Annotated in this window: 12 protein-coding genes and 2 pseudogenes; all 14 read right to left on the bottom strand. The window is 46.3% G+C overall.

The genetic code is table 11. The features are described from left to right. Positions 1-93 precede the first annotated feature (93 nt). Positions 94-840 (bottom strand): ABC transporter permease, encoded by a 747-nt coding sequence (locus tag LDL70_RS17725; RefSeq protein ID WP_225689274.1) that lies wholly within the window; start codon positions 838-840, stop codon positions 94-96. A gap of 113 nt (positions 841-953) precedes the next feature. Continuing rightward, positions 954-1,835, bottom strand: coding sequence for an ABC transporter permease (locus LDL70_RS17730; RefSeq protein ID WP_225688797.1), 882 nt, complete (start codon positions 1,833-1,835; stop codon positions 954-956). After that, positions 1,828-2,907 (bottom strand): ABC transporter ATP-binding protein, encoded by a 1,080-nt coding sequence (locus LDL70_RS17735; protein WP_225688798.1) that lies wholly within the window; start codon positions 2,905-2,907, stop codon positions 1,828-1,830. The genes LDL70_RS17730 and LDL70_RS17735 overlap by 8 nt, the downstream gene beginning before the upstream one ends. 114 nt (positions 2,908-3,021) lie before the next feature. Next, the gene (locus LDL70_RS17740; RefSeq protein WP_225688800.1) at positions 3,022-4,173 is read right to left on the bottom strand and encodes an extracellular solute-binding protein; all 1,152 of its coding nucleotides are present in this window, start codon (positions 4,171-4,173) and stop codon (positions 3,022-3,024) included. A 662-nt stretch (positions 4,174-4,835) separates the two neighbouring features. Then, positions 4,836-5,339: pseudogene (locus tag LDL70_RS17745) on the bottom strand (transposase); the annotation flags it as partial. Positions 5,340-5,742: 403 nt separating this feature from the next. Then, positions 5,743-6,306 (bottom strand): hypothetical protein, encoded by a 564-nt coding sequence (locus LDL70_RS18100; RefSeq protein ID WP_370637850.1) that lies wholly within the window; start codon positions 6,304-6,306, stop codon positions 5,743-5,745. Beyond that, entirely contained in the window at positions 6,264-6,854 is a 591-nt protein-coding gene (locus tag LDL70_RS18105) for a radical SAM protein (RefSeq protein ID WP_370637851.1), read from the bottom strand. Before LDL70_RS18105 ends, LDL70_RS18100 begins: the two co-directional genes overlap by 43 nt. Positions 6,855-6,880: 26 nt before the next feature. Then, positions 6,881-7,174 carry a hypothetical protein gene (locus tag LDL70_RS18110; RefSeq protein WP_370637852.1) on the bottom strand — a complete coding sequence of 98 codons (294 nt, stop codon included), beginning with the start codon at positions 7,172-7,174 and terminating at the stop codon, positions 6,881-6,883. A 35-nt stretch (positions 7,175-7,209) separates the two neighbouring features. Next, on the bottom strand, positions 7,210-7,989 hold the full coding sequence (locus LDL70_RS17755) for a hypothetical protein (RefSeq protein ID WP_225688802.1): 780 nt from the start codon (positions 7,987-7,989) through the stop codon (positions 7,210-7,212). Next, a pseudogene (locus tag LDL70_RS17760) lies at positions 7,896-8,495 on the bottom strand (glycosyltransferase family 2 protein). Before LDL70_RS17760 ends, LDL70_RS17755 begins: the two are co-directional and overlap by 94 nt. Positions 8,496-8,506: 11 nt before the next feature. Continuing rightward, a complete protein-coding gene (locus tag LDL70_RS17765) occupies positions 8,507-9,865 on the bottom strand; it encodes a glycosyltransferase (RefSeq protein WP_225688804.1) in 1,359 nt (452 codons plus the stop codon). Between the two features lie 15 nt (positions 9,866-9,880). Beyond that, a complete protein-coding gene (locus LDL70_RS17770; RefSeq protein WP_225688806.1) occupies positions 9,881-10,900 on the bottom strand; it encodes a Gfo/Idh/MocA family protein in 1,020 nt (339 codons plus the stop codon). Positions 10,901-10,918: 18 nt separating this feature from the next. Continuing rightward, positions 10,919-11,695 carry a ThuA domain-containing protein gene (locus LDL70_RS17775; protein WP_225688808.1) on the bottom strand — a complete coding sequence of 259 codons (777 nt, stop codon included), beginning with the start codon at positions 11,693-11,695 and terminating at the stop codon, positions 10,919-10,921. A 13-nt stretch (positions 11,696-11,708) separates the two neighbouring features. After that, complete coding sequence (locus LDL70_RS17780) at positions 11,709-12,737, bottom strand: ABC transporter ATP-binding protein (protein ID WP_225688810.1); 1,029 nt, start codon at positions 12,735-12,737, stop codon at positions 11,709-11,711. Positions 12,738-12,741: the final 4 nt, after the last annotated feature.

Below are 12,741 nucleotides of genomic sequence, written 5' to 3' on the forward strand. Positions count from 1 at the left end.
GCTGATCAGAAACAGAAAAACACTCAGCAGATTATGGAAGGGAACAGCAGGGGCGCGCAGCATATTTTTTGAACCGCGTCCCATATCAACAGCTTATGAGCGTTTTCTGCGACGGGCGATCTCCCAGCCGATTGCACCACCAATCGTCAGTATCATCATCGTTAATCCGAGAGCATTCACAGCAGGTGTAAGACCTGCACGAACTTTGGCGGCGATAAAGATGGTGAGGGGCGTTTCAGTACCGCGCACGAACAAAGTCGTGTTGTAATTCTCAAAGGATTGCAGAAACGCGATACATGACGCTGCAAGTAATGACGGGCGCAGATAGGGCAGCAGAATGCGGCGGAACACATAGGCACGGGAAGCACCGAGACTGAGCGCGGCATCTTCCATTGTGCGGTCGAAACGCTGCAACCGTGCGGCAATCATCAGCATCACAAAAGAAATAATGAAACTGGATTGTGCCAGAATGGTCAGGAAAAGACCGCCGCTGATCCCTGTTTTGCGCCAGAACAATAATGTGGCAATACCAATCACGACACCGGGTGTGAGCAGGGGCGAGACCATCAAAGCATAGAGGAAATTACGCGAACGCCCGTGCAGGCTGGTCAGAATAAGAGCGGCGGCAGTGCCGACCGGCAGGGAAATCGCAATCACACCTGCCGCAATCAGCAGGGATTTGCCCAGTGCAGTCCACATTTGCGTATCTTTGAACATGGCATCAACCCATTGAAGGGTGGTGCCAAGCCATGGCGTAATTGTGGGAAAGCTGCTGCTGTTAAATGTAGCCGCCGCAAGAATACCAAGTGGCAACATCAGATAAGTAAAAAACAACAGCATATAGAGCGCAAAACCAATGCGCGGCAACCTGTCGCTGAGGCGTTGCAGCCATGTCGGCTGATAAAAGCGCTGATTGTAACTTGCGGCCTGACCCGAAATAGACTGAACATTACTCATTTAACGGCACTCGCAAGATTGACGCGGAACAGGCGCAGCGTGCCCAGCACCACAAACATACATAAGACCAGCAAAGTGACAGCATAGGCCGCACCGCGGTTCCAGTTACCGCTTTCAAAGAACCAGTCATAGATCAGCTGGGTAAACCAACGACTACCCGGTGCGCCCAGAAGGGCCGGTGCCATATAACTGCCTGCGGAGAGCATGAAGGTGAATACACAACCTGTTGCAATACCAACCTTGGCATGGGGCAGGACAATGCGGCGATGGATGCGCCATGCACTTGCCCCCATATCATGAGCAGCATCAATCTGGGCATGGTCGAGTGTGCTGATCAAATTATACATCGGGAACAGCATAAACAGCAGATAGGCATAGGCCATACCGGCCAGCACGCCGCCGTCACCATACCAACGCACCGGCTCATCAAGCAGACCGAGGCTATGCAGGATCGCGTTCAGCGGGCCTTCAAAGGCCAGAATAATAAACCATGCCAGACCGCGCAGCACTTCATTCATCATATAAGGGATCATGAGAACAACGAGCACAAAGGCGGTTTTGCGCATGCTGGCAACCTGCGCCAGCCAATAGGCCAGCGGATAGCACAGCACAAAAGTGGTCAGGGTCACAAAAGCGCTCGACCAGATCGTCTTCAGGAAGATAGCGCTGTGGCTGCGGTGGTTCCACAAATAGAGAAAATTATCAGCGGAATAGACGTCTTTTTCTCCGCCCAGCTGTGAAGGCGGCAGGTTCGGACGCAGCGCAAAATCCAGCATGGTCAGATTAGGGATTAGCACCAGACACAGCAGCCAGAAGGTAACAATAGCGATGAAAATTGTGCCGAGTATTTTGCCGAAGCGTTGATAAATCTCAGTCATGTGCCAGCACCACTGCGTCTTGTTTGGAGAAGCCGGTTGTAAAACTGCTGCCGATTTCAGGCACCTGATGCAGTTTCTTATGCGGTATCGTGACCTGCATATTCAGAGGTGACTGCTCATGGTGCAGAACCGTGTGGGCAGTGGCAAAAGAACCTTCAAAATCAAAGCGTTTTGAGACAACGGTGAGCTTGTTATCTTCTTCAGCGGCGTCCAAAGTCAGCGCTTCAGGGCGTACATAAAGGCGCGCCTTCTGGTTGCGCTGCAAGACAGCGCCGCGACGGCCGATAAAACGGCCATGGATGCCTTCCAGCACAACAAAATCGTCAAAAGTATCGACAACAGTACCGGAGACAATATTATTCTCGCCCACAAATTCAGCAACGAATGAAGTCGCAGGCTTGGTGTAAAGGTCGATCGGTGCGCCGACCTGCTGCAACCGGCCGGCATTCATCACCGCAATGCGGTCAGACATCGCCAAGGCTTCAGACTGGTCATGGGTGATGTAAATGAAAGTCACGCCGGTACGTTTTTGTAACTCACGAAGCTCGGCACGCATATGCTGGCGCAGTTTCAGATCAAGCGCCGACAATGGCTCATCCAGCAGCAATACCTGCGGCTCAATAGCCAGAGCGCGGGCAATGGCGACACGCTGGCGCTGCCCGCCTGATAATTCATGGGGCATACGATCACCGTAGCCGGGCAGGGCAATGAGTTCCAGCAACCGGTCTGCTTCACGGCGGCGCTGCGCTTTGCTGACACCGCGCACTTCAAGACCAAAGGCGATATTTTCCCAGACCGGCATCAGCGGAAACAGCGCCAAAGACTGAAAAATCATTGCTGTCGGGCGGCGATTGGCCGGAATATGGGTCATATCCTGACCATTAATCAGGATTTTGCCTGAACTCGGCTGTAAAAACCCCGAAACCATACGCAGCAGGGTCGTTTTTCCGCAGCCGGAAGGCCCCAGAATGGAAAAAAACTCGCCGGAGCGAACATCCAGAGACATTGATTTAACAGCGGTCGTGGCTGCAAATCGCATCTCGACATTCTGAAGGCTGACTGCGTCTGTCATAGGGATTCTCATTTTTAAATGACGCCGGTTTGCAGTTTTAAGTGCAAACCGGCGTTTGGCAGAAAGGCGGGGAGGTTTTCACAGATACAAGCAAAACCGTATCTGTTGTCCGGTTTAGGCGCCGAGGAACTGATCCTGATATTCAGAGCGCAGCTCGACAAACCAGCTTTCCTGAATTGGCCACCACCACAGCTTGTCCAGTGCATCTTTAGGATAGGCAGCGGCAAAGAATGCTTTGTCAGCTTCCGGCAGCAGCGCTTCGGCACCCTTAGCAGTGGTGTTAACCTTGGCATGGCTTGCATACATCGCACCGGCTTCCGGTGTGAGCATCCAGTTCATAAAGGCATAGGCCTGATCGATATTCTCGGCGCCGACCGGCAATGAGACACCTTCCATCCATGCCAGTGCGCCTTCTTTCGGCGAGATATAGCTGACCGGCTGTCCCTGTTCTTTCAAACCGGCCGCAGTTGAATCCCATGTCTGACCGATGATGCAACCATTGGTGAGGAAAGCGCCCTGTGCTTCATTCTGGTTCGCCCAGAACTGAGCAATATTACCTTTACGGGCAATCGCTTCTTTGAGGATCACATCATAATTGGCGCGCATCGCTTCTTCGCTGGCAAAGCTTTCCAGCAGCGGGCGTGGCAGTTTGCCTTCAGCTTCCAACCACAGACCGAGACCAACAAGTGCCGAATGGCCGCGAACAGTGGCTTTACCAGCCATTTCCGGCTTCCACAGATCGCTATAAGATGCTTCACCATAAACAAGCGGCGATTTTTCCGTGTTGAAAGCAATTGCTTCCGTGCCCCAGTCTGTCGGCACCTGATAGCGCTTGCCATCAACAACTGCGCCGAGTTTTTCAGAGCTCTTCAAAGCACTGTCGATGCAACGATCCCATTCAACTTTGCTCTCATCAATCGGTGCGATGAGTGAGGCTTCAACATAATTTGGTACGCGGTCAAGCGCCGGCCAGATAACGTCAAAACCCTGACCCTGATTGACTTTCATCAGGTTGAGGATTTCATCATTGGTACCATAAGCGGTGTAGGTAGCTTTGATGCCTGTGGCTTTTTCAAAAGCAGCAAGCATTTTCGGCGAGACATAACCGGCCCAGGCAGCAATACGCAGGTTACCGGAGGAGGACAGAGCGTCACCGGCACGCATAACAAACGGCATGCTCAGGGCAGTGGCGGCTGTACCACGCAGAAATGTGCGGCGGCTGAGCGGGAATGCAGTGCGGGTGGATGTCTTATTATCAAAGGCCATCAGGCGCTCTCCTGTTCAAGATGAATTTCATCTCATCGGGTTATTTGAGCAGGCACCTAACAGCGGCAGATAACAGTTCAGTGACGGTTTCTTGTGATTTTTTTAAAACTATTTGAACATTTTATGATGCTTGGTTCCGGTGATGTTAGTTGTGTTGATTGTTTTATATGCATTAATACGCGCATGTGAACGCTCTTAACATGTGATGTTTTTCGGTAAGCACCGTGCAATTTCGTATTTATTTATATCTTTTCTCTGTTCTTATTATAAATTTTCTCGAAAGTATTTCATAAATATTCGAGTGTTAAGATTTTTTAAAGAATATCTTGGTGTATATTTTCTATCTTGGATGTAAGAGTTTGAAGATTTTCATTGGATTTTTGTTGCCTTAGCAGTTCTTTTTTTGGTTATAAGTATAGATACCCAACTTATTCGTGGCATCAAAAAATGACAGTTGTAGTCGACACTCCTTCAGGATCGGTCTAAGTTTTGGTCTGCCCCCATAGAGTGATCCGAGTTTAATGTTCGTGCATGCTGGGCCTAATCGCTAACGCCGGAGTTGATACAGGTCCGTTTTGAGGTGGCCAGACAGAGGCTTCTGGCGCCGACGATTTGTAGCCCAAGGATGAGTGCGGGCGCACGGCGTTGTAGTGTTTCTGCCCGACCCGTTTGACGTTCGCGATCCGACCCACCTGATGCAGCATCGCCGATCCATATAGGCCATATTGGGGGGGTGTGATGTCGGCGGTCAACGCCGCTTCGTCATCTGGTGTCTTTGCGACCTTACGTTGCGTAGAACGGTGCTGGCCGAGAACCAGGCAGGCCGTCGTTCGGACACGCCCAGTTTTGCGATGACATGATCAACATAAGCACGGCAACGTGCGGGGCTTAGAAGTTTCCCCTAGCGGCCTCCGTTAGGATCATCTTGTCCAACGTCAGATCGGAGACTGTCCGGCGAAGGCGAGTGTTCTCGGTCTCCAATTCTTTCAGGCGCTTCAACTGGTCGCCCTTCAGTCACCATATTCTGCGCGTCAGCGGTAATATGTGACTTCCGTTACGCCTTTCGATCGGATCGCCTCAGCTATCGGTTTTCCCTGCGTATTAAACACGTCAACCTGACAAAGCTTCGTGACGGCCTTTTCAGCCTTGTGTCTTTTCGCTGCCATTTCAATGTCCTTCTTCGGCTAATAAGCCATACTTCATAAAGGGCCACTTTCTAGGAGGTAGACCAGTTTTATAGGCGTGGATATAGACCTCTCATATTTAATCGACCGCCACAGCCGCTCAACGAAGACATTGTCGCGCTAAGCGCCCTATAAAAAGCTCCATGAAGATCACAAACTTGCGTTGTTTTGAGCTGAGTTCAATACCCCGTTCTTTGGGATGCGGATCTTTTATTGAAGTTTGTACGCTTGCAAATTGGCCAAGGAAAATTTCAGATTCTTTGATAGTTTGCACCACTGCCCTCCAGAATGTTCAACATCAGAGTTTCATATATGGCAATGCGTAAGGTTAATCGGGCCATTAAAGATTTGTACGTATTATGAAGAGCATTAAGATTACAGGTAATTAAATCGTATTAATGATGGCCTCAGAAAGAACTCTTCCATTTTTAGTGAGAGTAATTGAGTTTGAATCCATTTCAATCAGTTTTTTCTTTTCAAGATCAGTCAAAATATTTAATATATGACCATTGTCAAAGAAGGACTTTCCGTAAAATTTTTCTTTATGAATTTCATCAATAACAGGATGACAAGTGGAAAGTGCCATTTTAAAAGAAATAATTTCCTGTTTTAATGGAGATATCCCTTTAGTGGATAATATAGGGATTTTGCCATTTATGACTGCATTTTCATAATCAGAAAATTCAGTATAATTTATGGATTCTGATCCACGGCACTTTGAACTTCCTCCTACGCCAATAGCAATTTCTGGAAATTGCTTATCTTGATCTGTGATTATTCCTTTCCATTTTTCTGGCTCATTTCCTTTTTTGTAATAATACATATTTGGATGTTCATTATAATCATTGAGCAACAAATCATCGATAATTTCACGCATTTGATATTGTTCACCAAGGCTTGGAATGTTTAATTTGGAGCTATCGTTTTTTCCTTTATTTTTTTTTGCCAAACTGACGGCCGTTGCATCGACACACCGGTTCTTGTCTTCATAAAATCTTCAAGGTGTAGTTTTGTGCAAACAAGATGCTCTAAATTTAATTCGCGCGCTTTTAATATATCCTGCCGCACCAGATCGACAGTTTGGTTACGTAATCCATAAATCAAATCAACACTAATCCACTCAAAACCAGCGATTCTGGCATTATGAACCGCTTCAAAACAATCCTGACTATTATGCATTCTTCCGGATGAACGGATAACTTCATCCGAAAAAGACTGAGCCCCGAAAGAAATTTTTGTAATCCCTAAATGAGAAGCGGCCGTCAAAAAAGGCAGGGTTAAACTGCCGGGCTCACCTTCTAAACGCAAAGTCGCCTCACTGAAATTGAAATGCGTGCGATAAAAATCCAGCAACCGTTCGAGTTCTTCAACCGGCAACAAAGAGGGCGTACCACCAAACAAATTGAATTCACCAATTGGCACGTCAGCTAAATGTGGAACTGCCTTCAGCCATAATCGGGCTTCTGAAATATTTAAATCAATCACTTTGGTAAACATATCCCGTGATTTGGGATCTTTGGGATTTATAAGCACATTGGAAATTGGCAGAAATGACAGCGATAACGGCAAGTCGGAATATATGCCCACAAATGGATCGGATCATTTTGTTTTAACGCATGATTTAAATCAGCAAAAAAATCAGTCGCGGAATAGTTGTCGATATCTCCGGGAAAAACATGCGCACCAAATGGATCCCGGTACACATATTCCAGGAGATCCCGGTTCTCCTGCTTCATCAGTATATCAGCTACCGCAGGCCGCGGATAATGCGGATCAAGAATATTCAAGGATGCTAATGCTTTTTCAATATTCTTCATAGCGTTACCTATATGGAGCAATCCTTTCAGTTGCTTTAGAAAACACCGCCATTCGCAAAATAATTATGTGCACAGCCGGACTCCCGATCTTCACAAAAATAATAAACAAACTTGTGAAAATCATCAGGATTAAGTCGCAAAACCTCATCAAGACAATCAGGCAGCTCCGGAGGATACCCTATGTCTTGACCAATATATTTACGCATACGAGAGAATATCTCGTCTCTAAATTCAAAATAAAGTCGATAGGAAGGTGTTTTATACAAATGAATTGGTCTGAAGTTTAATATCCCTGACTCAATTTTTATTTCTTCAATTCGATCAATAATCCGGTTTAAAAGATCAAAGCCAAAAAAATCTATAACTTGGGGGTCATTGTAAAGTTTCGGATTTAAAAGTAAGGGGAGTATAATATTCTTTGGGACAAAATCTTTTATAGAATAATCCCATGCCAAGTCCGACTGATCATCGTTCAGGTCACCTTGAAATCCAGTATCAACACCGGTACGCACATCCTTCATGACGATGATGCCGTCCGCACCATAAGCAATTCCGTTTATAACTTCCTTCAGAAGATAGTCTACACGTCTGCTATTAATCTGCACCATAGCATGGTGGGCATAAGTGTTGCTCCCCCCATTCGCAACGATCTTGATGCCAAAATCCCAGTCATCTGATAAATGTTGTACGAAACAGCCATTCTTAATTTGATAGAAGATGTCTATTCCACCAACGGCTTCATATTTTTCCCGTTCAACAGCAAAACCTTTGCATCGGGAAATCCGCCAAAGAGCTGAAATGTGAATGCTCTGCAACGCAGTGTTTTTTCAATTTGTCGCCATAAATGTGGACGGTTGTGGAAATGCTTTTGATCGTAATAATAATTACACGTGCCCAGATCAGCGTCATCTTCTACCATCTTGCGGTAAAGTTTGTAGAGCCACTGTTTATCGACAATGCAATCCGCATCTGCAGAAAAGATATAAAATTTATCATCGACTGATTTACGTTCGTCACGTTCGCGAGAACGTATCGTAACTCAGTCCATTCCTCTTTTGCGTGCGGAAGAGACACCCTGAATGTTTTCTGAAATGCAGTAGAGATTTAAATCCGGGTGACGGGCATGAAAATTCTGAATTTTTACAATTGAGCTATCTGTAGAATTATTATCAACGATCACAATCTCATAGAGATCTCGATCAACCAAAGATATATCATTATATTGATAATACAGGGCTTCAAGAACACGAACAATCATCTCCTGCTCATTAAAAACCGGAACAACGACTGATAATCGTATTTGATCCTTCATCTCGTGCATAACATTGCCAATTATTTAAAAAAATTACAAAATTTATGTAATACTTGGTCAGATAAATACTTTTGGCCTAGTTGATGATTAAATTTTGCGTAGGCTTGCATTTTCTCCGGAGAGTTTAACAACTCGTAGACATCATCTATGAATGTCTCATCAGGCAGGCCATCCTGATATTTGGTTATCTCCATAACCGGCGCCAAATAGCCTTGATCGCCATAAACAGCATCGTAATATTCATAACGTGTGGTTAAATAGCATTTAGCCAGAGATATAGCCTCTCCAATTGGATTGCCATAACTGTCATAATCATAAGACGTCAGGAAAGAGACGGCATCCGAAGCTAAAATAATTGTTTGAACAGACAATTCATGATTATTATGCTTTTCTAAAATAAACGGAAGCCCGCCTAAAAACAATATATTTTTTGTCAGCCCGAGCTGGTCGGCCAATAATTTCAGTGCTGCCGTACAGTGCTTATTTTCATTTGTATCTCCCACAACCAACAAATATGTTTCTCTGCCTTGAGTAGCAAAACGCTGCCGCAGGTGACTGACCAGATGAATATCCCGATCTATCCGTTTTTGCGGGATTATACGCGTGGGTCTGGTAAGAACAACATCCGTACTCTTAATCTTAAGCATCGGCCTGACAAATCCAGAATTTTCGCAATACTTAAAATTATAAGTGTTTGGTAAAACGCTGAGATCAATGTCAGCACCAGCCCATTGTTTCAATTTCCAAGCCGCAGCATCATGCAATGTGACATACTGAATAAACGGAGAGAGAACCGGCTTTACAGCATTGTGATATGGCGCATTACCATATTTTTGCACTGCTGTTTCACTACTCCACATCAAATCATGGTCGCGCCAGATTACAAATTTTCCGAGATTTAACTCTCGGCCATATATATTGATTGCTTTATACAGCGCTTTCGTAAAAATAACATTTTCAGGCAGTGTGCCATTCTCGACGACAATATAAGAAATGTTTTCACGATTCCAGTATTCGCAAATATTACTGGATAGTTCATCTGAGATTTTTTCTATTCTCTTGTACAAATCTGAAAATATCAAATTTATTTTTCCGATACTATTAACTTCACGGAAAACAAAATTCAAAAAATTAATATTATAATCACATAGCGAACGGATATCAGCAGTACGCGCGAGCTCAACCCAATGGGGAAAATAACATCGTAACGCTTCATAAGGTTTGCCCAAATTGCCCTTATCCGTTTTAATGTCATAGCCAAGGTCCAAAAGGATATGAAAACCTTTTTCTTTAAGAACAGCCGCTAATTTAAGTGCTTCGGTGATGATCCCCGAGATAGCGACACCGTCAAAAGAAATTATCCAGATATTTTTCATCATAAATACCCTTAAAATTCACATGGAGCTCATCGCTATATCAAGCAGTCGCTGGATTTTTGCCGCTTGTTCAAATGATGGTTCCTGCGTGTCTCCTTTCATTACCGCATCGACAAAACACTGATAGGTCGTGCGCACGGCCGGAGCCTCTACCTGTTGCCAGTTACCGTCATCAACATCCGCGCCGGTACAAATTGCAAGGCTCGTTCCCTGATGCCAGTGCCGTAATTCCAAGCCACCTTTATCGCCATAAACGCATAGCTTTAATTCGTTGATACGCCCCGTCGCCCAGCGACTGGCATGAACAACTCCCAGTGCGCCGTTGGAAAAGCTGGTTGTCATAACAAAGCTATCATTTGCATCCAGCTCATAGCCTTCAATCCGATTTTCCGATGCTTTATCAAAAGTTTTGAGGCGGCAGGATATAGCGTCAATATCGAGATCCGAGCCGAAAGTGACAAAATCCAGTATATGAATGCCAACATCACCCAGCACACCATTTGAACCGTGTTTGGTCGATAATCTCCACAGCCATGCCGGATCGTTACGCCAATCCCCCCAGTGCTTTGACACTAACCAGCTCTGCAAATAGGAAGCTTCGACATGATGCGGCGTGCCGATTACGCTGGCACGGATCATATCCCGTGCCAGGGACAGTTCAGCTATATTGCGATAACTTAGATTAACCATCCCGATTTTGCCGCTTTGTTGTGCGGCTGTGACCATCGCCAGAGCATCAGTATAATTTGTTGCCAGTGGTTTTTCACAAAACACATGTTTATCTGCATCAAGAGCCTGCAATGTCGTAACACAATGGCTGGCATCGGGCGTGGCGTTTGCCACAGCATCAAACTCACCCCACGCAATTGCTTCCTCCAATGTGTTGAATAAACGCGGGATAGAATGGGTAAGTCCGAAAGCTTGCAGCCGAATAAGATTGGGATCGACGGCTGCAACGATTGTCACCTCTTTTATCGCGCCAAAATGCATTGCATGATTATGTGCCATAGAGCCGGTACCGAGGATTAATAAGCGCATAGCCCTGTCCTGAATGTATTATAATGCAGCAGTGCCAGCGCCGTTATCCTCACTCCGCAAGGCAAGTTGCTCTGGCGCTTCATCTGCCGGTACATTGGGGGCATTGGCAATCGCAGCCACTCTGCTTGGATTATATGCCCAGTGCACAGCATTGCGCAGAGCCTGCCCGACATGAGGATTATAATATGTAGGATAGGTTTCATGACCGGGGCGGAAATAAAATATATGACCAGCACCACGCTTATAGGTCAGGCCTGAACGAAAGACTTCACCGCCCTCAAACCATGAAATAAAAACCGTTTCCAAGGGGTCAGGAATGGTAAAAGGCTCCCCGTACATTTCCTCGCTCTCAAGCTCAAAATATTGAGGCAGTCCTTTGGCAATCGGGTGTGAAGGATTAACGACCCACAGCCGTTCTTTTTCTCCGGCCTCGCGCCATTTCAGCGAGCAAGGCGTTCCCATAAGCCGTTTAAACGGCTTGGAAAAATGCCCGGAATGCAGCACAATCAGCCCCATACCTTGCCAGACACGGTGGATTATTCGTTCCACAACTTCGTCACTGACTTGCTCATGTGCCTGATGACCCCACCAGAGCAGAACATCTGTTGTTTCCAGCCTCTCATCGCTTAAACCGTGTTGATCTTCCCACAATGTCGCAGTTGAAACGGAGAGGTCTTTATCTTCAGTCAGCAGTCTGGCAATCTGACAATGCATCCCATCAGGATAAAGCTGGCCAACTTGCCGGTTAATCTGCTCATGAACATTCTCTCCCCAGACGAGCGTTTGAATAGTCATACAGATTGTCTCCTTATGTCGCGCCGCGCCCCAGGAAATGACCGCTTGCATCGAATTTATAAAGGTATTCGCTATGTTTAACGGCGATATGCGTCGGTTTTTCAGCTTGCTGCATTGCCGGCGTGCCCGTTGCATTGTCCCGCACGATCAGAGGCTCACCCGCGCCAATATCAATATAAAGATAGGCTTCTGCGCCGAGATTTTCTCGCAAAATGACCTTGCCACTCCAGTTCGCAGGCGTGGGAGAAAGTATGAGATGTTCTGGGCGTATCCCAACCGTGTGCGCACCAAACGCGGCAGCAAAACGCCCGTTCAAAATATTCATTTTGGGTGAACCGACAAAGCCCGCAACAAACAATGAGCATGGTGCTTCATAAAGTTCTGACGGTGTGCCGACTTGCTCGACCCTTCCTTCGCGTAAGATACATATGCGGTCGGCAAGAGTCATAGCTTCAACCTGATCATGGGTGACATAGATCATAGTTGTTTGCGGCATTTTTTGTTTGAGCCTTGTTATTTCTATGCGCGTCGCAACACGAAGAGCCGCATCGAGATTGGACAAAGGCTCATCAAACAAAAATACCCGCGGATTACGTACGATAGCGCGGCCGATGGCAACACGCTGGCGCTGTCCGCCGGAAAGCTGGCGTGGCAGGGATTCAAGATAGGGTGTGATTTGTAACATCTCGGCAGCTTCACGCACGCGCCGGTCAATCTCTTTTCGGCTATGCTTGGCCAATTTAAGACCGAAAGCCATATTTCTGTAAGTAGTCATATGCGGATATAGCGCATAGGACTGAAACACCATCGCTATGCCTCGCTGTGAAGGTGCCAGCTGATTAACGACATTGCCGTCGAATAAAAGTGTGCCGTCTGTAATATCCTCAAGTCCGGAAATCATACGTAAAAGTGTCGATTTTCCACTCCCTGAAGGGCCTACGAATACCATGAACTCACCCGATGCAATCTCAAGGTCAACACCTTTGATTACTTGCAATGCGCCATAGGATTTATGAAGATTATCCAGCTGGATATGTGTCATGAGT

Source organism: Pseudochrobactrum sp. XF203 (genome assembly GCF_020341615.1).
Classification (GTDB): domain Bacteria; phylum Pseudomonadota; class Alphaproteobacteria; order Rhizobiales; family Rhizobiaceae; genus Pseudochrobactrum; species Pseudochrobactrum saccharolyticum.